General features: G+C 67.3%; 20 protein-coding genes. 1 reads left to right on the top strand and 19 read right to left on the bottom strand.

All coding sequences use genetic code 11. From position 1 onward, the window contains the following. Positions 1 to 18: 18 nt before the first annotated feature. From M8R19_RS24780 to M8R19_RS24690, 19 genes are all read right to left on the bottom strand, one after another. Positions 19 to 807: a ParA family protein gene (locus M8R19_RS24780; protein WP_074984731.1), complete on the bottom strand. Its 789-nt coding sequence runs from the start codon at positions 805 to 807 to the stop codon at positions 19 to 21. 46 nt (positions 808 to 853) lie between these two features. Beyond that, positions 854 to 1,738, bottom strand: coding sequence for a flagellar motor protein MotD (gene motD, locus M8R19_RS24775; protein WP_069863804.1), 885 nt, complete (start codon positions 1,736 to 1,738; stop codon positions 854 to 856). A 13-nt stretch (positions 1,739 to 1,751) separates the two neighbouring features. Further along, entirely contained in the window at positions 1,752 to 2,492 is a 741-nt protein-coding gene (locus M8R19_RS24770; RefSeq protein ID WP_074984733.1) for a flagellar motor protein, read from the bottom strand. Continuing rightward, positions 2,492 to 3,586: a protein-glutamate methylesterase/protein-glutamine glutaminase gene (locus tag M8R19_RS24765; protein ID WP_074984735.1), complete on the bottom strand. Its 1,095-nt coding sequence runs from the start codon at positions 3,584 to 3,586 to the stop codon at positions 2,492 to 2,494. The genes M8R19_RS24770 and M8R19_RS24765 overlap by 1 nt, the downstream gene beginning before the upstream one ends. A gap of 52 nt (positions 3,587 to 3,638) precedes the next feature. Then, a complete protein-coding gene (locus M8R19_RS24760) occupies positions 3,639 to 5,888 on the bottom strand; it encodes a chemotaxis protein CheA (RefSeq protein ID WP_249919203.1) in 2,250 nt (749 codons plus the stop codon). 30 nt (positions 5,889 to 5,918) lie between these two features. Beyond that, a complete protein-coding gene (locus M8R19_RS24755) occupies positions 5,919 to 6,707 on the bottom strand; it encodes a protein phosphatase CheZ (protein ID WP_009621100.1) in 789 nt (262 codons plus the stop codon). 19 nt (positions 6,708 to 6,726) lie between these two features. Next, positions 6,727 to 7,101: a chemotaxis response regulator CheY gene (locus tag M8R19_RS24750; RefSeq protein ID WP_009621098.1), complete on the bottom strand. Its 375-nt coding sequence runs from the start codon at positions 7,099 to 7,101 to the stop codon at positions 6,727 to 6,729. Positions 7,102 to 7,326: 225 nt separating this feature from the next. After that, positions 7,327 to 8,070, bottom strand: coding sequence for an RNA polymerase sigma factor FliA (gene fliA / locus M8R19_RS24745; protein WP_249919202.1), 744 nt, complete (start codon positions 8,068 to 8,070; stop codon positions 7,327 to 7,329). After that, positions 8,067 to 8,918 carry a flagellar synthesis regulator FleN gene (gene fleN, locus M8R19_RS24740; protein ID WP_370311049.1) on the bottom strand — a complete coding sequence of 284 codons (852 nt, stop codon included), beginning with the start codon at positions 8,916 to 8,918 and terminating at the stop codon, positions 8,067 to 8,069. The genes fliA and fleN overlap by 4 nt, the downstream gene beginning before the upstream one ends. Before the next feature lie 127 nt (positions 8,919 to 9,045). Further along, positions 9,046 to 10,350 (bottom strand): flagellar biosynthesis GTPase FlhF, encoded by a 1,305-nt coding sequence (flhF, locus tag M8R19_RS24735; RefSeq protein WP_074984743.1) that lies wholly within the window; start codon positions 10,348 to 10,350, stop codon positions 9,046 to 9,048. 11 nt (positions 10,351 to 10,361) lie between these two features. Further along, complete coding sequence (gene flhA / locus M8R19_RS24730) at positions 10,362 to 12,485, bottom strand: flagellar biosynthesis protein FlhA (RefSeq protein ID WP_009621090.1); 2,124 nt, start codon at positions 12,483 to 12,485, stop codon at positions 10,362 to 10,364. Between the two features lie 478 nt (positions 12,486 to 12,963). Next, positions 12,964 to 15,345 (bottom strand): efflux RND transporter permease subunit, encoded by a 2,382-nt coding sequence (locus tag M8R19_RS24725; protein ID WP_249919201.1) that lies wholly within the window; start codon positions 15,343 to 15,345, stop codon positions 12,964 to 12,966. A gap of 14 nt (positions 15,346 to 15,359) precedes the next feature. Continuing rightward, positions 15,360 to 16,460: a WD40/YVTN/BNR-like repeat-containing protein gene (locus M8R19_RS24720; RefSeq protein WP_249919200.1), complete on the bottom strand. Its 1,101-nt coding sequence runs from the start codon at positions 16,458 to 16,460 to the stop codon at positions 15,360 to 15,362. A 779-nt stretch (positions 16,461 to 17,239) separates the two neighbouring features. Then, positions 17,240 to 19,897 (bottom strand): aminopeptidase N, encoded by a 2,658-nt coding sequence (gene pepN / locus M8R19_RS24715; protein WP_249919199.1) that lies wholly within the window; start codon positions 19,895 to 19,897, stop codon positions 17,240 to 17,242. A 60-nt stretch (positions 19,898 to 19,957) separates the two neighbouring features. Next, positions 19,958 to 20,803 (bottom strand): DUF2797 domain-containing protein, encoded by an 846-nt coding sequence (locus M8R19_RS24710; RefSeq protein WP_249919198.1) that lies wholly within the window; start codon positions 20,801 to 20,803, stop codon positions 19,958 to 19,960. Between the two features lie 13 nt (positions 20,804 to 20,816). Further along, positions 20,817 to 21,077 carry a YeaC family protein gene (locus M8R19_RS24705; RefSeq protein ID WP_074984751.1) on the bottom strand — a complete coding sequence of 87 codons (261 nt, stop codon included), beginning with the start codon at positions 21,075 to 21,077 and terminating at the stop codon, positions 20,817 to 20,819. A 252-nt stretch (positions 21,078 to 21,329) separates the two neighbouring features. After that, entirely contained in the window at positions 21,330 to 22,196 is an 867-nt protein-coding gene (locus tag M8R19_RS24700) for a rhomboid family intramembrane serine protease (RefSeq protein WP_249919197.1), read from the bottom strand. Further along, on the bottom strand, positions 22,193 to 23,176 hold the full coding sequence (locus tag M8R19_RS24695) for a metallophosphoesterase (protein ID WP_249919196.1): 984 nt from the start codon (positions 23,174 to 23,176) through the stop codon (positions 22,193 to 22,195). The genes M8R19_RS24700 and M8R19_RS24695 overlap by 4 nt, the downstream gene beginning before the upstream one ends. After that, on the bottom strand, positions 23,173 to 24,060 hold the full coding sequence (locus tag M8R19_RS24690) for an NAD(+) kinase (RefSeq protein ID WP_009621081.1): 888 nt from the start codon (positions 24,058 to 24,060) through the stop codon (positions 23,173 to 23,175). Before M8R19_RS24690 ends, M8R19_RS24695 begins: the two co-directional genes overlap by 4 nt. 105 nt (positions 24,061 to 24,165) lie before the next feature. Here M8R19_RS24690 and M8R19_RS24685 point away from each other — a divergent pair, with 105 nt between their 5' ends. Then, positions 24,166 to 25,110: a DUF1853 family protein gene (locus M8R19_RS24685; protein WP_249919195.1), complete on the top strand. Its 945-nt coding sequence runs from the start codon at positions 24,166 to 24,168 to the stop codon at positions 25,108 to 25,110. The last annotated feature ends 163 nt before the right edge of the window (positions 25,111 to 25,273 follow it).

Below are 25,273 nucleotides of genomic sequence, written 5' to 3'. Positions count from 1 at the left end.
CCGTCGGAAAAACATCGCTCAGGCCACCTGGCTCGCCGGCACCTGGCCGAGCAGGTGCTTGAGCAGCGCGCGGTAGGCGATCACCCCGCGGCTGTTGGCATCGTGGCGCGACGGCACCACGCCGTGGCGGCTGGCGTCGCGCAGGCGGGTGTCGATCGGGATGAACGCCGGCCAGAGGGTCTCCGGGTAGGTGTCGCGCAGCATGCGCAGGGCGCCGATGGAGGCCTGGGTGCGGCGGTCGAACAGCGTCGGCACTATGGTGAAGGGCAGCGCCTGGCGCCGCGAGCGGTTGACCATGTTGAGGGTGTTGACCATGCGTTCCAGGCCCTTCAGGGCGAGGAATTCGGTCTGCACCGGGATCACCAGGTGCTGGCTGGCAGCCATGGCGTTGACCATCAGCACGCCCAGCAGCGGCGGGCTGTCGATGATGGCGTGGTCGAAGTCCTGCCACAGCTGCGCCAGGGCCTTGGAGATCACCAGGCCCAGGCCGTTCTGCCCGGGAGACTGGCGCTCCAGGGTGGCCAGGGCGGTGCTCGACGGCAGCAGGGCGATCTTCTCGTGGCTGGTGGGCAGCAGCAGTTGCCGCGGCAGGCCCTCGGGCACCGCGCCCTGGTGCTGGAACAGGTCGAAGACGCTGTGCTCCAGGGTGTCCGGATCGTGCCCGAAGTAGCTGGTCATGGAGCCGTGGGGGTCGAGGTCGACCACCACCACGCGCTTGCCGGCGTCGGCCAGCAGGCCGGCCAGGGCGATGGACGAGGTGGTCTTGCCGACGCCGCCCTTCTGGTTGGCTACCGCCCAGACTTTCATGCTGCTCTCCCCGGTCCGTATGCTCGGTTCATGTACTTCATCTTTCTCAGCTTCCAGGGGCCGGCGCCGGCGGCGGGGAATTGACGCCTCCGGCCGCGGGCGCACCACTGGCAGCCACCGGTGCAGGTTGCGTGCCAGCCTGCCGCAGGGCGCCATCGGGCTGCGCCTTGGCGCTGCCCACGCCGCTCACGCTGCGGCGCACTTCCAGGTTGCGGGAGATCACCAGCACCACCCGGCGGTTGCGCGCGCGGCCCTCGGCGCTGGCGTTGTCCGCCACCGGCTGGAACTCGCCGTAGCCCACCGCGGCCAGGCGCGAGGGGGCGACGCCGTCCTGGGCCAGCAGGCGGACTATGCTCGCTGCCCGCGCCGTGGACAACTCCCAGTTGGTGGGGTACTGGGCGTTGTGGATGGGCACGTTGTCGGTGAAGCCCTCGACGTGGATGGGGTTCTGGTAGGGCGCCAGAATCCTGGCGACCTTCTCGACGATGCCGAAGGCGGCGTCCGCCGGCATGGCGTCGCCGCTGGGGAACAGCAGGCTGGAGTTGAGGGTGATCTCGATCCACAGCTCGTTGCCGCGCACGCTCAACTGGTCGCTGCCGATCAGGTCGCCGAACTGCTCACGCACGGCATCGGCGATCTGCGTCAGCGGGTCGCCGTCGACGTTGTCGTCGCCGCCCTGCTGCATGGCGTCGTTGGGCTGCTGGGTGGTGCGCGGGCGGTCGTCGCCCACCGGGATCGGCTTGATCGAACGGTCCGGCTGGTTGAACACGCCGGTCAGCGTCTCGGAGAGGATCTTGTACTTGCCCTCGTTGATCGAGGAGATGGAGTACATGACCACGAAGAAGGCGAACAGCAGGGTGATGAAGTCCGCGTAGGACACCAGCCAGCGCTCGTGATTCTCGTGCTCCTCGCGGGGCGGTCGACGGGCCATGGCGCAGCGCCCCTCAGCCGACGAAGCCTTGCAGCTTCAGTTCGATGGAGCGCGGGTTCTCGCCCTCGGCGATGGACAGCAGGCCTTCCATCAGCATCTCGCGGTAGCTGGACTGGCGCATCACCAGGCTCTTGAGCTTGTTGCCCACCGGCAGCAGCAGCAGGTTGGCCATGCCCACGCCGTAGATGGTGGCGACGAAGGCCACGGCGATGCCGTTGCCCAGCTGGCTGGGGTCGGCCAGGTTGCCCATCACGTGGATCAGGCCCATGACCGCGCCGATGATGCCGATGGTCGGCGCATAGCCGCCCATGGCTTCGAACACCTTGGCGGCCTGCAGGTCGCGGCCTTCCTGGTTGAACAGGTCGACTTCGAGGATGCTGCGGATGGCCTCCGGCTCCACGCCGTCCACCAGCAGCTGCAGGCCCTTGCGGGCGTAGGGGTCGGGCTCGGCGTCAGCGATGGTCTCCAGGCCCAGCAGGCCTTCCTTGCGCGCGGTCATGCTCCAGCCCACCACGCGGTTGATGCCGCCGGGCAGGTCGACCTTCGGCGGCAGCACTATCCAGCGCAGCAGGCTCAGGGCGCGCTTGAGCACCAGCACCGGGGTTTGCACCAGGGCCGCGGCCAGGGTGCCACCGACCACGATGAGCGCCGCCGGACCGTTGGCCAGGGCGCTGATGTGCCCACCCTCGAGGAAGTTGCCGCCGATGATGGCGACCAGCGCGAGGATCAGGCCAACGAGGCTCAGCACATCCATCAGCCACAGGCCTCGGAGAGGTGCCGGCCGATGTCGTCGAGGCTGTACACGGCGTCGGCCAGGCCGGCCTTGGCGATGGCCATGGGCATGCCGTAGATCACGCAGCTGGCCTCGTCCTGGGCCCACACCTGGCTGCCGCTCTGCTTGAGCATCCGCGCGCCCTCGCGGCCGTCGGCGCCCATGCCGGTGAGGACCACCGCCAGGACCTTGTCGCCGTAGGCCTTGGACGCCGAGCCGAAGGTGACGTCGACGCAGGGCTTGTAGTTCAGTCGCTCGTCGCCGGGGAGGATGCGCACCACCCCGCGCGAGTCGATCATCATCTGCTTGCCGCCGGGCGCCAGCAGGGCCAGGCCGGGGCGCAGGTGGTCGCCGTCCTCGGCTTCCTTGACGCTGATCTTGCAGAGCTTGTCCAGGCGCTCGGCGAAGGCCTTGGTGAAGGCCGCCGGCATGTGCTGGATGAGCACCAGGGGCGCGGGGAAGTTGGCCGGCAGCTGGGTCAGCACCCGCTGCAAGGCTACCGGCCCACCGGTGGAAGTACCGATGGCGACCAGCCGGTAGGGCTTACGCTTTGGCGCGGCGGAAGCCGCCGGGGCCGAGGCAGGCGCCGGCTGCGCGGAGGCTCGCGGCGCGCTGCTGGCCGGCGCCGGGGCGCTGGCGCTGCTGCTCGGCGTGCTGAGGAAGGACGCGTAGCGGCGGTTGGCGCGGGCGATGCTGTGGACCTTCTCGCAGAGCAGCTGGCGCACCTTCTCGGGGGTGCGCGAGATGTCCTCGAAGTTCTTCGGCAGGTAGTCCACCGCGCCGGCATCCAGGGCGTCGAGGGTGACGCGGGCGCCTTCGTGGGTCAGCGAGGAGAACATCAGGACCGGCGTCGGGCAGCGCTGCATGATGTTGCGCACCGCGGTGATGCCGTCCATCAGCGGCATCTCGTAGTCCATGGTGATGACGTCGGGCTTGAGCGCCAGCGCCTGCTCGATCGCCTCGCGGCCGTTGGTGGCCGTGCCGACCACCTGGATCTGCGGGTCGGCGGAAAGAATCTCCGAGACGCGGCGGCGGAAGAATCCCGAATCGTCCACTACCAGGACTTTGACAGCCATAAACACTCCTGATTAAAGCCTTGCGGGCGCGCGGGCGTCCCCGCGCGCCGGATCAGATACGCCGCGCGTAGCGCTTGAGCATGCTCGGCACATCGAGGATCAACGCGATGCGCCCGTCGCCGGTGATGGTCGCCCCGGCCATGCCGGGGGTGCCCTGGAGCATCTTGCCCAGGGGCTTGATCACCACTTCTTCCTGGCCCACCAGCTGGTCGACCACGAAGCCGATGCGCTGGGTGCCCACCGAGATGATCACCACGTGGCCCTCGCTGGATTCGTCGCACTCGGCGCCCGGCACCAGCCAGCGCTTGAGGTAGAACAGCGGCAGGGCCTTGTCGCGGACGATCACCACCTCCTGGCCGTCGACCACGTTGGTGCGCGACAGGTCGAGGTGGAAGATCTCGTTGACGTTGACCAACGGGAAGGCGAAGGCCTGGTCGCCCAGCATCACCATCAGCGTCGGCATGATCGCCAGGGTCAGCGGCACCTTGATGACGATCTTCGAGCCCTGGCCCTTGGCCGAGTAGATGTTGATGATGCCGTTGAGCTGGGAAATCTTGGTCTTCACCACGTCCATGCCGACACCGCGGCCGGACACGTCGGAAATCTCGGTCTTGGTCGAGAAGCCCGGGGCGAAGATCAGGTTGTAGCAGTCGGACTCGCTCAGGCGCTCGGCGGCGTCCTTGTCCAGCAGGCCCTTCTCCACCGCCTTGGCGCGGAGGATGTCCGGGTCCATGCCCTTGCCGTCGTCGGAGATCGACAGCAGGATGTGGTCGCCCTCCTGCTCGGCGGACAGCACCACCCGGCCGCCACGCGCCTTGCCGGAGGCCTCGCGCTCCTCGGGCGACTCGATGCCGTGGTCCACGGCGTTGCGCACCAGGTGCACCAGCGGGTCGGCCAGGGCCTCGACCAGGTTCTTGTCCAGGTCGGTCTCCTCGCCCACAAGCTCCAGGTTGATCTCTTTCTTCAGGTTGCGCGCCAGGTCGCGCACCAGCCGCGGGAAGCGTCCGAAGACCTTCTTGATCGGCTGCATGCGCGTCTTCATCACCGACATCTGCAGGTCGGCGGTGACCACGTCGAGGTTGGCCACGGCCTTGGCCATGGCTTCGTCGCCGCTGTTGCTGCCCAGGCGCACCAGGCGGTTACGCACCAGCACCAGCTCGCCGACCATGTTCATGATCTCGTCCAGGCGCGCGGTGTCCACGCGCACCGTGGTTTCCGCCTCGCTGGCGCTCTTTTCGTGGGCCGGCGCGGGAGCCGCGGCCGGGCGCGGGCTGTCCGCAGGCTTGGCGGCCGGCTTGGGCGCGGGCTTGGGCTTGGCCACGGCGGCAGGCTCGACGGCCTTGGCCGGCGCGGGGGCGGCAGGCGGGGCCGGCGTGGCGGCAGCGTCGGCACTGAACTTGCCCTTGCCGTGCAACTGGTCGAGCAGCGCTTCGAATTCATCGTCGGTGATGTTGTCGCCAGCGGCGGCGGGCGCCTCGGCTTCGGCCGGCGCAGCGGGTTCTTCCGCCGCAGCGCCGAACTTGCCCTTGCCGTGCAGCTGATCGAGCAGCGCTTCGAACTCGTCGTCGGTGATCTCGTCGCCGGCGGCCGGCGCTTCGGCCGGAGCGGGCGCGGCAGCGGCCGGCTCTTCCGGCTGGCTGCTGGCGCCGCTGAACTGGCCCTTGCCATGCAACTGGTCGAGCAGGGCCTCGAATTCGTCGTCGGTGATCTCATCGCCGGTGCCGGCGGCCTCGGCCTGTGGCGCTTCAGCCTGCGGCGGCTGTTCGGCCGGCGCGGCCTGGCTGCCCGGCTGCAGGGCGTCGAGCAGCTGCTCGAACTCGGCGTCGGTGATGTCGCCATAGGCGGCCGGCTCGGCGGCGGGCTCCGGCGCGGCGGCTTCCTCCTGGGGCGCGGCTTCGACGGCGTCGTCGTCGCCCGGCTCGGCCAGGCGCGCCAGCGCGGCGAGCAGCTCCGGGGTGGCCGGGGTCGGCTCTTCCTGGTCGCGGACCTGGGCGAACATGACGTTGACCGTGTCCAGCGCCTGCAGGACCACGTCCATCAGCTCGGAGGTGACGCGGCGTTCGCCCTTGCGCAGGATGTCGAAGACGTTCTCCGCGATATGGCAGCACTCCACCAGGGCGTTCAGCTGGAGGAAGCCGGCGCCGCCCTTGACGGTGTGGAAACCACGGAAGATGGCATTGAGCAGGTCCATGTCGTCGGGCCGGCTTTCCAGCTCGACGAGTTGCTCGGACAGTTGCTCGAGAATCTCGCCGGCCTCCACCAGAAAGTCCTGGAGGATCTCATCATCGGCGTCGAAGCTCATTCGGTGCTCCCCACGGTGTGTTCACACACCTCAAAAACCAAGGCTGGACAACAGGTCATCGACATCGTCCTGACCGGATACGACGTCCACTCTCTTATCGGCAGCAACCTGCGGACCTTCACCCTTGGACGATCTTTCTTTTTCCACCGCCGTGCGCAGGCCCTCGTGGTCGTGCTCGATGCCGGCGTAGCGATCCACCTGCCCGGCCATCCAGACCAGCTTGACCAGGTTGCTCTCCACCTCGGTGACCAGCCTGGTGACGCGCTTGATCACCTGCCCGGTGAGGTCCTGGAAGTCCTGCGCCAGCAGGATGTCGTTCAGGTGCGCGGAGAGCTTGCGGCTGTCCTGGGCGCTGCTGTAGAGGAAGGCCTCGACGCGCTTGGCCAGCTCGCGGAAGGCCTCCGGGCCCAGCTCGCGGCGCATGAAGCGCGACCACTGTTCCTGCAGCTCCTTGGCCTCGCCCTCGATGTGGCCGACCAGCGGCGTGCACTCTTCCACCAGGTCCATGGTGCGGTTGGCCGCTTTCTCGGTCATCTGCACCACGTACGACAGGCGGTCGGTGGCGTCGGCGATCTGCGACATTTCCTCGGCGTGGCGCGAGCGCGGGTCGATCTGGAAATTGACGATGGCGTTGTGCAGCTCGCGGGTGAGCTTGCCGACCTCCTGGTAGAGGCCGCGGTCACGGGCTTCGTTGAGCTCCTGGATGAGCTGCACGGCCTGCTGCACTTCGCCGCGCTCCAGGCTCTCGACCAATTCGCGCGCGTGTTTCTTCAGGGTCGACTCGAAGTCGCCCCCCTTGGATTCGTTGACGAGATCCATGACGCCCTCTTGGTCGGCTTCAGCCGCCGACCCGCTCGAATATCTTCTCGATCTTCTCTTTCAGCACCTGGGCGGTGAAAGGCTTGACCACGTAGCCGTTGACCCCGGCCTGGGCCGCTTCGATGATCTGGTCGCGCTTGGCCTCGGCGGTGACCATCAGCACCGGCAGGTGCTTCAGGCGCTCGTCGGCGCGCACCGCGCGCAACAGGTCGATGCCGGTCATGCCGGGCATGTTCCAGTCGGTGACGAGGAAGTCGAAGTTGCCGCTGTGCAGCATGGGCAGCGCGGTGGTGCCGTCATCGGCTTCCGCGGTGTTGGTGAACCCCAGGTCACGCAGGAGGTTCTTGATGATGCGCCTCATCGTGGAGAAGTCGTCCACGATGAGAATTTTCATGTTCTTGTCCAAACCTGCCTCCGTCCAGTCCCGGCGCGCCGTGGCGGGCGCGCCTTGAATACCCTTGGGCGGGCGCCCTTGGCGGCGCCTGCCGTGTTGCTTGTCGGTGGCGGGGTGCCCCGCCCTTTTCGCCGCCCTCATAGCAAAGGGCCAGCAGTGTCGAACCGACGGGATTCTATACGCCCCGCCGGAAAATTCCGTTACTTCCTTGCGTCCACCGGTCGATCAGTGCGCCCGCCACTCCGAGAGCCGGGCCCGCAGGCGCGCGGCGCACTGGCTGTGCAGCTGGCTGACGCGCGACTCGCTGACCCCCAGCACCTCGCCGATCTCCTTGAGGTTGAGCTCCTCGTCGTAGTACAGCGCCAGCACCAGGCGCTCGCGCTCGGGCAGCTTGGTGATGGCGTCGGCCAGCGCCTGCTGGAAACGCTCGTCCTCCAGGCCGTGGGAGGGCTCGTTGTCCAGGTGCGTGGTGTCTTCCGCCGGGCCCTGGGCGCCTTCCTGCAGCAGGTCGTCGAAGCTGTACAGGCGGCTGCCCTGGGTGTCGCTCAGGATCGCGTAGTAATCGTCGAGACTCATATTGAGTTCGGCAGCGACCTCCTGATCTTTAGCATCGCGTCCGGTCCGCGCCTCGATGGTGCGGATGGCGTCACTCACCAGGCGGGTGTTGCGGTGCACCGAACGCGGCGCCCAGTCGCCCTTGCGCACCTCGTCGAGCATGGCCCCGCGGATGCGGATGCCGGCGTACGTCTCGAAGCTGGCGCCCTTGCCCTGGTCGTACTTCTTCGCCGCCTCGAGCAGGCCGATCATCCCGGCCTGCATCAGGTCTTCCACCTGCACGCTGGCCGGCAGCCGGCCCAGCAGGTGGTAGGCGATCCGCTTGACCAGCGGCGCATAGCGCTGGATCAGCTCTTCCTGGGCATTGCGCGCCTGCGTCTTGCTGTACATAAGCGCTCCGGAGCCGCTCATCATACGGTCGAACCCGTGGTCGGATGCTGCACCAGGCGCTCCACGAAGAACTCCAGGTGCCCGCGCGGGTTGGCCGGCAGCGGCCAGCTGTCGACTTTCTGGGCGATGGCGCGGAAGGCCAGCGAGGCCTTGCTGCGCGGGAAGGCTTCATAGACCGAGCGCTGCTTCTGCACGGCCTTGCGCACCGACTCGTCGTAGGGAATGGCGCCGACGTACTGCAGCGCCACGTCGAGGAAGCGGTCGGTGACCTTGGTCAGCTTGGCGAACAGGTTGCGCCCTTCCTGCGGGCTGTGCGCCATGTTCGCCAGCACGCGGAAACGCGTCATGCCATAGTCGCGGTTCAGCAGCTTGATCAGCGCATAGGCATCGGTGATCGAGGTCGGTTCGTCGCAGACGACCAGCAGCACTTCCTGGGCCGCGCGGACGAAGCTGACCACCGAATCGCCGATGCCGGCGGCAGTGTCCACCAGCAGCACGTCGATGTTCTCGCTGATGTCGCTGAAGGCCTGGATCAGCCCGGCGTGCTGCATGGGCGAGAGCTGCACCATGCTCTGCGTGCCCGAGGCCGCCGGGACGATGCGGATGCCGCCGGGGCCCTGGAGGATGACGTCACGCAGGTCGCATTCGCCTTCGATGACGTCAGCCAGGGTGCGCTTGGGCGAAAGCCCCAGCAGCACGTCGACGTTGGCCAGGCCGAGGTCGGCGTCCAGCAGCATGACGCGGCGGCCGAGGTCGGCCAGCGCCATCGCCAGGTTCACCGAGACGTTGGTCTTGCCGACGCCACCCTTGCCACCGGTGACCGCGATTACCTGAACGGGATGCATACCCATAGTCTTACCTTGTCTCTTCATCGTCCCCGGCGCGGCTGGCGCCTGGGTCTGCCGGTCGCGGTGCTCTCCCGCCACCAGCGCTTACGGATCTGCTCGAGCATCCGTATCCGCCTGGCGCCCCCGCGTGCGGGAGCGCCCCTGGAATCCGTCAGCCGACGTGTCGCGCCGGCTGCTGATAGAGGCCGGCGAACATGCCGGCCATGGTGTCTTCGCACGGCTCCTCAGGAGCCTGCAGGCTGACCGCGCGGCTGACCAGCTGGTGCGCGCGCGCCACCTGCAGATCATCCGGAATTCGCGGCCCGTCCGCCAGATAGGCAACCGGCAAGCGTTGTGCTATCGCCAGCGCCAGGGCCTCGCCCAGGCTGCCCGCCTCGTCCAGCTTGGTCAGTATGCAACCGGCCAGGCCGCAGCTGCGATAGGCGTGCAAGGCAGCCTTGAGCACCTGGCTCTGGCTGGTCGCGGCCAGCACCAGGTAATTCTTCACGTTCAGGCTCTGCGCCGCCAGGGCTTCCAGCTGCATGCGCAGCGCCGGGTCGCTGGCCGGCAGGCCGGCGGTGTCGATCAGCACCAGGCGCTTGCCCGCCAGCGGCGCCATGGCCTGCAGCAGCGACTGGCCAGGGTCGACCAGGCTCACCGGTACGTTGAGGATGCGGCCCAGGGACTTGATCTGCTCCTGGGCGCCCAGGCGGAAGCTGTCCATGCTGACCAGCGCCAGGTTGTGCGCACCGTACTTGAGGACGTAGCGCGCCGCCAGCTTGGCCAGGGTGGTGGTCTTGCCCATGCCGGCCGGGCCGACCAGGGCGATCACCCCGCCCTGCTCCAGCAGGTCTTCTTCGGGGGTGCGGATCGAGCGCGCCAGGTGGGCCAGGAGCATGCGCCAGGCCTGCTTGGGCTCGGCGATGGAGGCCACGCGTTCGAGCAGCTGGCGGCTCAGGTCCGCCGGCAGGCCCATGCGCTGCAGGCGGCGCCACAGGCCGGCCTGCTTCGGGCGCTGGTGCTGCAGCTGGCCCCAGGCGATGGAGCCCAGCTGCACTTCGAGCAGCTCGCGCAGGCCGTTGAGTTCGAAGCGCATGGCATCCAGCGCCTGCTGGCTGACGGCGGCCGGCGCGGCGGCGGGCGCCGGGGCGGCCATGGCCTCGGCCAGGCTCGGGCGCTTGGCCGGCTCGGCGCCGTACAATTGACGGTCCTTGCGCGCGGTGGCGGCGGCGCGCACCGGGCTGTCCAGCTCGGCGCGGGCCTGGGCGATGCGCGCCTGGGTCTGGCGCAGCTCGGCCTCCAGCGCCGGGTTCGGCTTGCTGGCCGCTGCCGGCGGTTGATAGTCCAGCGCCGCGGTCAGCTCGACACCGCCGGCGACCCGGCGGTTGCCGATGATGGCGGCATCCGCGCCCAGCTCGTCACGGACCAGTTTCATGGCCTGACGCATATCGGCGGCGAAGAAGCGTTTAACCTGCATGGCGCTGTCCTTCAGTTCTGTCCAACGGTGGCGACGATGGTGACTTGCTTGTTATCCGGAATTTCCTGGTAGGCCAGCACGCTCATGCTCGGCACCGCCATCCGCGCGAAACGCGACATCATCGCGCGGATCGGCCCGGCCACCAGCAGGATCGCCGGCTTGCCGAGCATTTCCTGGCGCTGCGCGGTCTCGACCAGCGAGCGTTGCAGTTTTTCCGCCATGCCCGGCTCCAGCAGAATGCCGTCTTCCGAACCTTGCCCGGCCTTCTGCATACTGTTGAGCAAGATCTGTTCCAACCTGGGTTCCAGGGTGATCACAGGCAGCTCCGGCTCTAGTCCCACAATGCCTTGGACGATTGCGCGGCTCAGCGCCACGCGTACCGCTGCCACCATGGCGGCGGGATCTTGACTCTTGGCGGCAACGTTGGCGATGGCCTCGGCAATGGTGCGGATGTCGCGCACCGGCACCTGCTCCTGCAGCAGGTTCTGCAGGACCTTGAGCAGGGTGGACAGGGAAATCAGCCCCGGAACCAGTTCTTCCGCCAGCTTCGGCGAGGTCTTGGCCAGCAGCTGCAGCAGTTGCTGGACCTCCTCATGGCCGAGCAGCTCGTGGGCATGCTTGTGCAACACCTGGTTGAGGTGGGTGGCGACCACGGTGCTGGCGTCCACCACGGTGTAGCCCAGGGACTGCGCCTGGTCGCGCTGGCCGGGCTCGATCCACACCGCTTCCAGGCCGAAGGCCGGGTCCTTGCCGGCGATGCCGTTGAGGGTGCCGAACACCTGGCCGGGGTTGATCGCCAGCTCGCGGTCCGGGTAGATCTCCGCTTCCGCCACGCTGACGCCCATGAGCGTCAAACGATAGGCGTTGGGCAGCAGGTCGAGGTTGTCGCGGATGTGCACCGAGGGCATCAGGAAGCCCATGTCCTGGGACAGCTTCTTGCGCACGCCCTTGATCCGCGCCAGCAGCTGGCCGCCCTGGTTGCGGTCCACCAGCGGGATCAGCCGGTAGCCGACCTCCAGGCCGACCATGTCCACCGGGGTCACATCGTCCCAGCCCAACTCCTTGGTTTCCTGGCTGCGCTGGGCCGGCAGCAGTTCCTGCTGGCGCTGGGCTTCCTGGACCTCGGCCTGGGCCGCCTTGCGCTGGCGCTGGACGATCATCCAGGCGCCGCCGGCGGCCACGGCGCCGAGGCCGATGAAGGACACGTGCGGCATGCCCGGGACCAGGCCCATGGCGATGAGGATGGCGGCGGAGATGGCCAGCGCCTTGGGCGAGGCGAACATCTGCCGGTTGACCTGCTGGCCCATGTCCTCGGAGGAAGACACGCGGGTCACCATGATCGCCGCGGCGGTGGACAGCAGCAGCGACGGCAGCTGCGCCACCAGGCCGTCACCGATGGTCAGCAGGGCGTAGACCTTGCCGGCGTCGCCGAAGGACATGGAGTGCTGGATCACGCCGATGGCGACGCCGCCGATCAGGTTGATGAAGAGGATCAGCAGGCCGGCGACGGCGTCGCCGCGGACGAATTTCGAGGCACCGTCCATGGAGCCGTAGAAGTCGGCTTCCTGGGCCACCTCGGCGCGGCGCTTCTTGGCCTCGGCCTGCTCGATGAGGCCGGCGTTGAGGTCGGCGTCGATGGCCATCTGCTTGCCGGGCATGGCGTCGAGGGTGAAGCGTGCGCTCACCTCGGAGATACGCCCGGCGCCCTTGGTGACCACCACGAAGTTGATGATCATGAGGATGGCGAAGACCACGATGCCGACCACGTAGTTGCCGCCGATCACCACTTCGCCGAAGGCCTGGATCACCTTGCCGGCAGCGGCGTGGCCGTCGTGGCCGTGGAGCAGCACCACGCGGGTAGAGGCGACGTTCAGCGCCAGGCGCAGCAGGGTGGCGACCAGCAGGATGGTCGGGAACACGGCGAAGTCCAGCGGGCGCAAGGCGTACACGCAGACCAGCAGGACGACGATGGACAGGGCAATGTTGAAGGTGAACAGCACGTCCAGCAGGAACGGCGGGATCGGCAGGGTCATCATGCCCAGCATCGCCAGCAGCAGCAGCGGCACACCCAGGTTGCCACGGCCCAGGCCGGCCAGGTTGCTGCGCACTGTTCCGATCAATTGCGTACGATCCACCCCGAACTCCCCTACCCTGGTACAACAAACTTTTGACGCCGAGAGTGGCGCCGACAGGGTATTTGCAGGAAGTGTTCCAACTTTGCCGGAGCCAGGTGTGGCGCGGATTTCCGACGAAATCCCGAAGGGCGGCCGAGGCCAACGGCGGGAGCGGCGACGTAGCCAGGAGTATCAGGATGGCTGCGGATTTTCCGGCCGCTCAGGACAGCCCCCTCTCCCGCTTGCGGGAGAGGGTTGGGGAGAGGGCGCTCTTGAGCCCAACACCTACGCCACCGGCAAACCCCGTTCGCGAGCAAGCTCGCTCCTACGAAAAGCACCTCGGCAGCGCTTCCTTGTAGGAGCGCGCCCTGCGCGCGATTCGCGGGCAGGGCCCGCTCCTACACGTCCGGATATTTCCCGTCCGCGGATCCGCCCGCCGTCGCCCCGGCGAGCAAAAAAAACCGCGGCCGGAGCCGCGGTTTTCTGGGTCACGCCAGGATCAGTGGACCAGGATCGACGCCTTCTTCGCCCGGACCTTCTCCGGGTTGATCAGGAAGCGGGCCAGGGCCGGCAGCAGCCAGAGCGCGCCGAACATGTTCCACAGCAGCATGAAGGTCAGCATCAGGCCCATGTCGGCCTGGAACTTGATCGCCGAGAAGATCCAGGTGGCCACGCCGATGGCCAGGCACAGGCCGGTGAACAGCACGGCCTTGCCGGTGGACTTCAGCGTCTCGTAGTAGGCCTCCTGCAGCGACAGGCCCTGGCGCAGGAAGGACTCCAGGCGGGTGTAGATGTAGATCCCGTAGTCCACGCCGATGCCCACGCCGAGGGCGATCACCGGCAGCGTCGCCACCTTCACGCCGATGCCGAGGGTGGCCATCAGCGCGTTGCCCAGCACCGAGGTGAGGATCAGCGGCAGGACGATGCAGAGGGTCGCGGTGAAGGAGCGGAAGGTGATCATGCACATGACCGCCACGCAGATGTACACCAGCACCAGGATGATCAGCTCGGACTGCTTGATCACCTCGTTGGTGGCCGCCTCGATGCCGGCGTTGCCCGCGGCCAGCTTGAACTTCAGGTCATCCTTCTCGTGGTCCTTGGCGAACTCCTGCACGGCGAGCACGGCGCGGTCGAGGGTCTCGGCCTTGTGGTCGTTGAGGAACACCAGCAGCGGCGCCAGCGAGCAGGCGCTGTTGTACAGGCCGTCGGCGCGGCTGATGGAGTTGTTCAGCACGTCCTTGTTGCGCGACAGGGTCTCCCACTTCAGGTTGCCCTCGTTCATGCCCTTGATCACCTGCTTGGACACGGTGACCAGGGAGATGGCCGACTGCACGCCCTCGGTGTTCTCCAGCTTCCACGACAGCTCGTCGATGGCCTGCAGCGTCTGGTGCGCGGAGCAGCCCTCGGCCGCCGACTCGACCATCACCACCAGCACGTCGGAGCTGGTGGAGTAGTTGCGGATGATGAAGTCGTTGTCGAGGTTGTAGCGCGAGTCCGGACGCAGTTCCGGGGCGCCCTGGTCGAGGTCGCCGATCTTCAGGTGGTGGCCCTGCCAGAGGCCGCCGGCGAACATCACCAGGGCGATCAGGATGGAGATGGGCGCCACCTTGGCGCTGGCGAAGTTGGACAGCAGGCGCCAGAACGGATGCTCGCGCACCGCGTCCTTCTTGCTGCGCTCCACGGCGCGCTTGCTGATGCCGATGTAGGAGATCGCCACCGGCAGCAGGATCAGGTTGGTGAAGACGATCACCGCCACGCCGATGGAAGCGCCGATGGCCAGTTCGCGGATCACCCCGATATCGATCACCAGCAGGGTGATGAAGCCCACGGCGTCGGCGAGGATGGCGATCATGCCCGGCAGGAACAGCTGGCGGAAGGTGCGCCGAGCGGCCAGCAGCGGGGTTTCCGCGTCACTGGACTGCAGGGCGATGCCGTTGATCTTCTGCACCCCGTGGGAAATACCGATGGCGAAGATCAGGAAGGGCACCAGCATCGAGTACGGGTCCAGCCCGAAGCCGATGGTGTGCAGCAGGCCGAGTTGCCAGATCACCGCCACCAGGGTGGTGGAGAGCACGGCGATGGTGGAGCGCACGCACTTGGTGAACCACAGCAGCAGCACCAGGGTGATGACGAAGCAGATGCCGAAGAAGCCCACCACCATGACCAGGCCGTCGATCAGGTCGCCGACCTTCTTGGCGAAGCCGACGATGTGGATCTTCACGTTCGGATTCTGCGCCTGGTACTTGTCGCGGATCTTCTCTTCCAGCTCATGGGAGAACTGGCGGTAGTCCAGCTTCAGCAGCTTGCTCTGGTCCTGGGCGTCGGGGTAGACCTCCAGCAGCGGCACGTCGACGATGCTGGACTTGAAGTTGTTCGCCACCAGGCGGCCGATCTGGCCGGATTTGAGGACGTTGTCGCGCAGCTTGTCCAGGGCCTTGGCCGAGCCGTCGTAGGTCTGCGGGATGACCTCGCCGCCGGCGAAGCCCTCTTCCGTCACCTCGGTCCAGCGCACGCTGGGGCTCCACAGCGACTTCAGGCCGGAACGGTCGACGCCGGGGATGTAGAACACCTCGTCATGGATCTGCCGCAGGGTGTCCATGTATTCCTTGGTGAAGATGTCGCCGTTCACCGCTTCCACCGAGATGCGCACGGTGTTGCCGAGGTTGGAGAGGTCGTTGATGTGGCTCAGCATGTTCTGGATGAACGGGTGCTTGAGCGGGATCATCTTCTCGAAGCTGGTGGACGGCCGTACCTGGGTCGCCTGGAAGGCGAGGAACAGGGTCACCAGCAGGCAGATGACGATCACGACCGGGCGGTTGTTGAAGATCAGGCGTTCGAGCAGGGTCGCCTTGTCCTGGTGATGCGAGTTGACTGCGTTCATAGGGCTTCCCCGGCTCATTGTTGTTCTGTCAGCTCGGCGCCGGTCGCCGAAGCCAGGTGGATGCCGCCCTGGCCGACCAGGACCAGGTTGCCGTCGCCGGCCGCGCCGACCCCGGCCAGCGCCAGGCGGTCGGGCCGGTTGAAGATGTTGAAGGTGCGGCCGTCGTCCTTGCTCACCAGCACGCTGCCGCTGTTGCCGACCACGGCGATGCTGCCATCGGGCAGCAGCGAGCCTTCGGCCAGGCCGAACTCCAGGGTGCCGTCACCGGCGATGGGCAGCGCCACCTGTTGCCAGGTGTCGCCGAAATCGGTGGAGCGGAACAGGTGCCCGCGCAGGCCGTAGATCAGCACGGTGCCGGGCTGGGCGGTGCCGACGGCGCCGAACAGCGAACCCTCGTAGGGGCCCTGCAGTTTCTCCCAGGTGGCGCCCCAGTCCTTCGAGCGGAACAGGCTGCCGGATTCGCCCACCACCAGCAGGCCGGAATCCTTCACCGCGGCGATGCCGTTGAGGTGGAACTGGTCTTCGTTGTCCAGGCGTTCGCTGACGTCTTCCCAGTTCTTGCCGCCGTCGTGGGTTTCCAGCATGGCGCCGTAGGCGCCCACGGCCAGGCCGTGGCTCTCGTCCTGGAACCACACGTCCAGCAGCGGCGCTTCGCGCTTGAGGTCTTCGAACTGGCGCGTCCAGGTGGCGCCGCCGTCCTCGCTGGCGAGGATCTGCGCGTCGTGGCCGACCGCCCAGCCCTTCTTGTCGTTGACGAAGAACACCGCGGTCAGCAGCTGGCGGGTGGGCACCTTGGCCTGGGCCCAGGTCTTGCCGTTGTCGTCGGAATAGAGGATGTGCCCCCGGTCGCCGACCGCCACCAGGCGCTTGCCGGCGTGGCTGACGCTCAGCAGCAGGCTGCTCGGGGCCTTGGCCGAGGCGATGGCGTAGCCATCGGTGTCGCTGGCCGGCGCTTCGGTCGCGCCGGCATGCAGCGGAGCGGCCGCCAGCCACAGCAGCGAGAACGCGCCGAGCAGCGAAAGCGATTTGCGCAGGGGGGACGGGGTGGCGGAAACCGAGAGCCCGGACGAACGCACGGACAGCTCGCCGGTGGCGTGCCGCAGATGCTCACGCATATAGCCTTACCTCTTTGTTTTTATTGCAGGCGGATAGGGAGTGGTCGTTATATGCCAGCCTTTCTGCAGCCTGACAATTAAAGGCACGTTATCTTTTGTTAAGCGCAGCGGGAGTCATCCAAAAGGACTAGGTAAAGCTGCAGCCCAGTCGCCACGCGGCCTCCAGCGGACAGGAAAAAAGATACCGACGGTAACACTCCGGGTATTTCCGGGTACCTGGAGGTGCTCGTGGGAACACTTGGGAATTTGCTGCGTGGCTTTCGCCGCGTGGGTGCTTTCCCGTAGGAGCGAGCTTGCTCGCGAATGGGGTTTGCCGGGGACTTTAGGTGCTGGGCTTTAGAGCACCCTCTCCCCAGCCCTCTCCCGCAAGCGGGAGAGGGGGCTGTCCTGAGTTGCCGGAAACTCCAGAGTCATCCTGAAACGCCTATCTATATCCCGTCCTATATCCCGTCATTCCCGCGAACGCGGGACGCGGCTTCATCGCGAACAGCGCTTGCGCTGGCCCGAAGGGGAATGACCCAGTGACTGGCGGGTTCGCGAGCAAGCTCGCTCCTACGAAAAGCGCCTCGGCGCTGTCGGCCTGCATGGCAGGAGGAGCACCGCCGTAGGATGGTGTTGAGCGCAGCGATACCCATCACCACCACCGCATGGGTTTCGCAGGCTCAACCCATCCTACGAAGAACGCCTCGGCGCGATTGGCGAGACAGCAAGTCCACAGGCGAAAAAAAGGTGTTACCGGCAGGGCCGATAACACCTTTTTTCGTCAGCCGGGAGCAGCGTCAGGCGAGGCTCTTGCTGACCACCTCGTAGACGTCGCTGGACAGCTCGCCGGAGGCCAGGATGCGCTCCAGCTCGGCGCGCATCAGGGCCTGGCGCGCCGGGGCGTATTTGCGCCAGCGGGTCAGCGGCGCCAGCAGGCGCGAGGCGATCTGCGGGTTGAGCGCGTTGAGGGTGATCACCTGGTCGGCCAGGAAGCGGTAGCCCGCCCCGTCGGCGCGGTGGAAGTTGACCAGGTTCTGGTTGGCGAAGGCGCCGATCAGGGCGCGGATCTTGTTCGGGTTCTTCAGGGTGAAGGCCGGGTGGCCCATCAGCGCCTGTACGCGCTCCAGGCCGCCGGGCAGGGTGCAGCCGGCCTGCACGCTGAACCACTGGTCCATCACCAGCGGGTTGTCCTTGAAGTAGTCGGCGAACATTTCCAGGCCCTTGGCCTTCTCGTCGTCGTATGGCGAATTGACCAGCACCGCCAGGGCGGTGAGGCGTTCGGTCATGTTGTCGCAGCCCTCGTACTGCTCAAGGCAAGCCGCCAGCACTTCATCGCCGCCCACCAGCATCAGGTAGGACAGCGCGATGTTCTGCAGGCTGCGCCGGGCGATGTGCTCGGCCTCGGCCACGTACGGCGTCTTGCGCGAGGCCTCGCGGTTGGCCTGGTAGCGCTGCCACAGCGGCTCGCGCAGGGCCTCGGCGATGCGCTTGCGGGCGAACTCGCGGGCGGCGTGGATGGCCTCGACGTCGGCCACTTCGCTCAGCTCCGTGAGGTAGGCCTCGCTGGGCAGCGAGAGCATCTCGGCGACCATCGCCTGGTCCAGGGCGTTGTCCTGCAGCAGGGTGTGGAAGGCAGTGATCAGTCGCTCGTCGAGCACCAGTTGCTCGCCGCGCTGGTGCTGGCCGATCAGTTCCTGGAGCACCTGCACCGACAACTGCTGGCCGGCTTCCCAGCGGTTGAAGCCGTCCTCGTCGTACTGCATGAGGAACATCAGCTGGTCGCGGTCGTAGGGGAAGCTCAGCTTCACCGGCGCGGAGAAGCCGCGCAGCAGCGACGGCAGCGGCTTCTCGGCCAGGCCGACGAAGGTGAAGGATTGCTCTGCCTCGGTCACCTGCAGCACGCGGTTGCTACCGTGGGCGTGTTCCTCGCCGGCCAGGCGCAGCGGCAGCGGGTTGCCCAGGTGGTCCAGCAGGCCCATTTCCACCGGGATGACGAAGGGCTGCTTGTCCTTCTGGCCCGGGGTCGGCGGGCAGCTCTGGCGGAAGGTCAGGGTGTAACGCTGCGCCGCGGCGTCGTAGCTTTCCTCCACCGCCAGGCGCGGGGTGCCGGACTGGCTGTACCAGCGCTTGAACTGCGTCAGGTCGACGCCGTTGGCGTCTTCCATGGCCTTGACGAAGTCGTCGCAGGTCACCGCCTGGCCGTCATGGCGCTCGAAGTACAGGTCGGTGCCCTTGCGGAAGCCCTCGGCGCCGAGCAGGGTGTGGATCATGCGCACCACTTCCGAACCCTTCTCGTAGACGGTCAGGGTGTAGAAGTTGGAGATTTCGATGAAGGAGTCCGGGCGCACCGGGTGGGCCATGGGGCCGGCGTCCTCGGCGAACTGGTTGGTGCGCAGGAAAGCCACGTCTTCCACGCGCTTGACGGTGCGCGAGTTCATGTCGGCGGAGAACTCGCTGTCGCGGAACACGGTGAAGCCTTCCTTGAGCGACAGCTGGAACCAGTCGCGGCAGGTCACGCGGTTGCCCGACCAGTTGTGGAAGTACTCGTGGGCCACCACGCCCTCGACGCGCTGGTGCGCGGCGTCGGTGGCGGTCTCGGCCTTGGCCAGCACGCAGCTGGAATTGAAGATGTTGAGCCCCTTGTTCTCCATGGCGCCCATGTTGAAGTCATTGACCGCGACGATCATGAAGATGTCCAGGTCGTACTCGCGGCCGTAGACCTTCTCGTCCCAGCGCATGGCCTTCTTCAGGCTGTCCATGGCGTGCTGGCACTTGTCGATGTTCTCCGGTTCGACGTAGATGCGCAGGGCGACTTCGCGCTCGCTCAGGGTGGTGTAGGTGTCTTCCACCGCCCAGAGGTCACCGGCGACCAGGGCGAACAGGTAGGCCGGCTTCTTGAACGGGTCCTGCCAGGTGGCCCAGTGCCGCCCGTCCTCTTCCGAACCGCTGGCCACCGGGTTGCCGTTGGACAGCAGCACCGGGTACTTGTGCTGCTCGGCCGAGACGGTGGTGGTGAAGCTGCTCATCACGTCCGGGCGGTCGAGGTAGTAGGTGATCTTGCGGAAGCCCTCGGCCTCGCACTGGGTGCAGAACATCTTGCCGGACTTGTACAGGCCTTCCAGCGCGGTGTTCTTCTCCGGGTGGATGCGCACGGTGCTGTCGACGGTGAACTGCCTGGCGGTCGGCTGCAGGGTCAGGTGGTTCTCGTCCAGCTGGTAGTCGCCCTCTTCCAGCACGCGGTCGTCCAGGGCCACCCACTGCAGCTCCAGCTGCTGGCCGTCGAGCACCAGCGGCGGCAGGCCTTCGCCGCGCTCGGGGTTGCGGCGCATGACCAGTTGCGCGTGGACCAGGGTGTGGTCCTCGTACAGCTCGAAGGTCAGGTTGGTCTCGTCGATCAGGTACTCGGGCGCCTGGTAGTCCTTGAGGTAGATGACTTTCGGTTGATCAGTGCGCATGTGGCCCTCCGGGCAGCTTCAAGCTTCGAGCTTCAAGCCGCAAGTTCGTGGTTCGCCGGCTCAGCTTGCCGCTTGAGGCTTATAGCTGATGGCTAGCTGATAAGCTGTGTACTTACGGATATTGATGACGCCGGTGTCGAAGATCAGGTACTGGCCCTTGATGCCTTGCAGGGTACCCTCCACCACCGGCGTCTTGTCCAGATCGAAGCTGGTGATCTTGGCCAGGTAGGCCTGCACCGGGTAGCGGATCTCGATCGGCTCGATGTCGCTCACCGGCTGGATGGCCTGCAGGCCGAAGCGCTGCTGCAGCTCGCGCAGGCCCTCGGCGCAGTGGTCGAACAGCTGCTCACGGATGGCCGCCAGGTCCAGCGGCTCGGCCTCGCCCTTGAGCAGGGCGCGCCAGTTGGTGCGGTCGGCCACCTGGCTGCGCAGCAGGTCTTCCACCAGCCCGGACTGCTGGCGCGTGGCCACCCGCAGGATCGGCAGCGCCTGGCGCGCGCCCTGGTCGATCCAGCGCGTCGGCACCTGGGTGGCACGGGTGATGCCCACCTTCACGCCCGAGGAGTTGGCCAGGTAGACCACGTGGTCGGTCATGCAGAAGCGCTCGCCCCACGCCGGCTCGCGGCAGGTGCCCTCGTCGTAGTGGCACTTTTCCGGGCTGACGATGCAGCTGTCGCACTGCGCCAGCTTGGTGAAGCAGGGGTAGCAGTAGCCCTGGCTGAAGCTCTTCTTCGTCTTGCGCCCGCAATGGCAGCAGTGGATGGCGCCCAGGTACTCCAGGCGCAGGGTCTTGCCGATCAGCGGGTTGACCGCCACTTCCGCCTCGCCGAGGCGGAAGGCGTACTGTACGGGGCTTTCAAGGCGCGCCGACATCTTGCTCAGGGCGCCGCGTCCTAGCTCTTTCATCAAAGCCCGGTCATCAGTGCAGCGAATTGGACGAGAAGAGGATGTTGGGGATCGCCTCGGCGTGGGACTCGCACTCCTGCGGACCCATGTAGCCGGTGCGCTGGTCCTCGGGCAGGTTCTGCAGCTCCCAGGCGATCATCGCCTGCAGGCACAGCTCCTTCTGCTCCAGGCTCAGCTTGCGGCCATCCGGCCATTTGCCGATCTCCACGGCGAGCTTGAGGCTCTCGTAGATTTCCGGGGTGATGTTCTCGATGGTTTCGGCGAAGGACGACATGGGGCCGGCTCCTGCTGGGGGCAAAACCGGCATTCTACCGGGCCGGGCGGCCTGGCGCACGAACAGAGGTCAAACGGTGGCATCGACGTAGGGCGTATAACGTTCCGCGTTATACGCCGGTTGGCCATGGCCGCCGGCCTGCTCGCGGTCATGCGGGAAATCGTCGGCCCGGTTCGTCCCTGGCGCCGGCGACGAATCGGGTGTAACGGCGTACAACCGCTAACGGTTGTACGCCCTACGGCGCGCGTGGGATCAGGCCTGGCGCCCGCGCGCCAGCATGCCGCCCAGCGCGCCGGTCAGGCAGCCGATCACCAGCCCGCCGACGTGGGCGCCGTTGGCGATGGAGCCGAAGCCCAGCAGGTCGATGACGCCGGACAGGCACACCAGCAGCCAGATCAGCATCATCGCCACCACGCCCTTCGGCAGGCGGTAGGCCGGGGTCGGCGCCAGCAGCTGGAAGATCCAGCAGTGCCCGAGCAGGCCGTAGAGCACGCCGGACAGGCCGCCGAACAGGCTCGGCCCGGAAGCCAGGTACTGCACGACGTTGGACACCAGGCCGAAGCCCAGGCTCAGGCCCAGCAGCATGACGCCACCCTGGCGGTATTCGATGCGCCGGCCCAGCTCCCAGTACCACATGGCGTTCATCGCCAGGTGCAGCCAGCCGAAGTGGATCAGCATGGGCGTGAACAGGCGCCACCACTGCCCCGCCGCCAGGCCCTCGGCCAGCGGCTGGAACAGCACCCGGTCGGTGCCGACCAGCTGGAAGTCCTGGAAGGTGAACCAGCGCAGGGTGTCCGGGTTGCCGCCGAGCAGGGTCAGGGCGGCGACCGCGAAGGTCACCAGCAGCACCGCGGCGGTCACCTTGCTGGCCCGCACCTGGGCCAGGAAACCTGGGCCGCGGCGCTGCGGTTGGGCCGCGGAAGCCAGCTCGGGGTCGCCCTGCGGGTAGCGCCGGTAGAGGTCGCGCACCTGCTCGGCCAGGCTTTCGTCCGGCACCCAGAGCACCTGTTCGCCAGCCTCCTCGCTGACCCGGAAGGGCACGTTCAGGCGTTGCAGCAGACCGACGAAACCGCCGAGATCCGCCGCCAGGGGCAGGCGCATGGCCACTACTGCACTCACTCATCCTCTCCCGGACGCTTCACGTCCACCCAGACGAACTTGTCGCGCTGCAGGCGCGTTTCCTGGTCCAGCCGGTAGGCCACCAGCTTGCCGTACATGACCGCGCTGTAGTCCAGGCAGGCCAGGTTCGGGCGGATCGGCGCCGGCGTGCCGCGGCGCCAGTAGTGGCCGACGAACAGCATCGGCTCGTCGGCGCCGTAGCTCAGCAGGCTGGACTTCTGCTCGGCGCTCAGGCGCTCGGCGGCCACCTCGTCGGGCAGCGCGTCGGGCTGGAAGACGATGTCGCCGTAGGTCTCCGGCTCGCGGTCCTCTTCCCAGAACTTGGTGCGGAAGAAGGCCCGGGTGTAGCCGTCGCTGCCGGTCAGCGTCATGCCGTTGGGCAGGCGCATGTCGGTGCCGCGCAGCAGCCGGTTGCACGCCTGGTAGGCGAAGCTGCCGTGCACGGCGGATGCCTGGACGAAGGCCTCGTCGATGCGCCCGTCGGGGAACTGCCGGCGCAGCGAGTCGATCAGTTCGTTGTCCCAGCAGGCATGGACCATGCGGAAGCGCCCGGCATCGAGGAACAGCGGCAGCTGCTGGAACCAGCCGAGGAAGTCGCGCCAGTCGCCGGGGTGGTCCTCGAACTGGTCGAGGGTCTCCTGGATCAGCCGTGCGTGCCGCGGGGTGTGCTCGCGCACGAACTGGCGGCCGCTGCCCGGCGCCGCCGGGGTGGACCAGCCGAGCAGGTTGAATTCGTGGTTGCCCATGATGCACAGGGCCTCGCCGGCGGCGACCATGTCGTGCACCCGGTGCAGCGCCTCGCGGATGCGCGGGCCGCGGTCGATGATGTCGCCGAGGAACAGCGCCTGGCGCCGCGGGTGGCGCCAGACGCCGCCGTGCAGCTGATAGCCCAGCCGCTCCAGCAGGCGGTCGAGGGTGTGCGCGCAGCCGTGGACGTCGCCGATCAGGTCGTAGCCACGGCCCGGGTCGAGTTCGCTCACTCGCTGCTCCCCAGCCGGCTGCCCCAGCCGAGCTTGGTCCGGCAGACCTCGTAGTAGTTGTGGTCGATCGGGTGGATCAGGCGCAGCTTCTGCGGCTTCTTGCTCACCGTGACCATGTCACCCGGCGCGCAGGTGAAGTGGTTCTGCCCGTCGCAGGAGACCTGCGGGTAGATCTGCATGTTCGGCGACACCACTATCTTCAGCTCACTGTTGCCGTCGACCACGATCGGCCGGCTGGACAGGGTGTGCGGGTACATCGGCACTATGACGATGGCGTCCAGCTTCGGATGCATGATCGGCCCGCCGGCGGACAGCGAATAGGCGGTGGAGCCGGTGGGCGTGGCGACGATCAGGCCGTCGGCCTTCTGGCTGCAGACGAACTGGCCGTCGATGTGCAGCTCGAACTCGATCATCCGCGTCGACTTGCCGGGGTGCAGCACCACGTCGTTGAGCGCGTCGCCCTGGCCGATGGATTCGCCGTGGCGGCGCACCTGGGCGTCGAGCAGGAAGCGGCTCTCGACGATGTACTGGCCGCCGAGCACCTCGTCCACCTTGGTTTCCAGCTCGTCCGGGCGGATGTCGGTGAGAAAGCCCAGGCTGCCGCGGTTGATGCCCAGCACCGGCACCTTGTGCCGGGCCAGCGCACGCGCCGCGCCGAGCATGCTGCCATCGCCGCCGACGACGACGACCAGGTCGCAGATCTCGCCCATGATCTTCCGCGAGCAGGTCTGCAGGCCGTGGCCGGGCAGCACTTCGGCGATGGTGTCCTCGAGGATCACGTGCAGGTGCCGCTCGGTCAGGAAGCGCTTCAGCCGGCGGATGGTTTCCAGCACCTGGGTGCTGCCGAGGCGGCCGATGATGCCGATGTTGCGAAAGGATTCCATGAGACTCCAGGCGGCAGTGCGAGCGGGGATGGCGGAATTATGGGGGAAACCCCCGAACAGCGGCAAACCCGCGCAGCAGCGCGGGCGTTCGGCTAGGCTGCACGGATGAAGTCGACCGCCCACCTGCTCGCTGAGCTGCTAGCCGAACTGCGCCAACCCGCGGTGCGCGACCTCGCCTGGACCCTGCTCGGCGAACCTCTGCTGGATGCCGGCGCCCTGCCCCTGCGCCATCCGCTGGCGGCGAGCCGCTGGCTGGCCGAGCCGCGGCTTCTAGGCGACTGGCTGCGCGAACAGGAAAGGCACAGCGAAGCGTTGCAGGCCTGGTTGCAGAGTTCGCCGCAACAACGCCTGGGCCGCTACTACGAACGCCTCTGGCAGTTCGCCCTGCAGCAGGCCCCCGACCTGCGCCTGCTCGGCGCCAACCTGGCGGTGCGCGACAACGGCCACACCCTGGGCGAGCTGGACCTGCTACTGGAGGACGACGACGGCCTGCATCACCTGGAGCTGGCCATCAAGCTCTACCTGGGCCCCAGCCGCGAAGGCCCGGACGACTGGCTCGGTCCCGGCGCCGAGGACCGCCTGGCGAACAAGCTGCGCCACCTGCGCGAGCACCAGCTACCGCTCTCCTCCACCCCGCACGGCCGCGCCCTGATCGCCGGTTTCAGCAGCGCCCCGGTGCAAGCCGCGCTCTGGCTGGGCGGCTACCTGTTCTACCCCTGGCCCGGCGAGTGCGCGGCGCCGGAGGGCGCCAACCCCGAGCACCTGAGCGGCTCCTGGCTGCACCGCCGCCACTGGCCCCTGTACCGCGCCCAGGGCACGGGGCGCTGGCAGCCGCTGCCGCGCAGCGAATGGCTGGCTCCGGCGCGCAAGGCCGCTGAGCAGAGCTGGGCGCCGGAGCGCTTCGATGCCTGGCTGGCGCAACTGCCGGCGGATGCTTTCCCGCAGTTGCTGGTGCGTCTGGAGGAACAGCAGGGGGAGTGGTACGAGGCCGAACGGCTGTTCCTGGTCGGCGACCAGTGGCCAAGGGTGCATAACGGGTATTCCCATTGAGAGGAGCATGGCTTCTCGTAGGAGCGAGCTTGCTCGCGAATGAGCCCCGCTGGGGAATCTGTTCGCGAGCAAGCTCGCTCCTACGAAGAGCACCGCGGCGCGGTCGGCAAGACAGTCGCGCCTATATCCGTGCCCTACGTGTTCGCCGTGGAGTACGGCCTAC

This window comes from Pseudomonas sp. R3.Fl (assembly GCF_023516765.1).
GTDB lineage: Bacteria > Pseudomonadota > Gammaproteobacteria > Pseudomonadales > Pseudomonadaceae > Pseudomonas > Pseudomonas citronellolis.
This window is presented reverse-complemented; position numbering and strand designations above follow the sequence as displayed.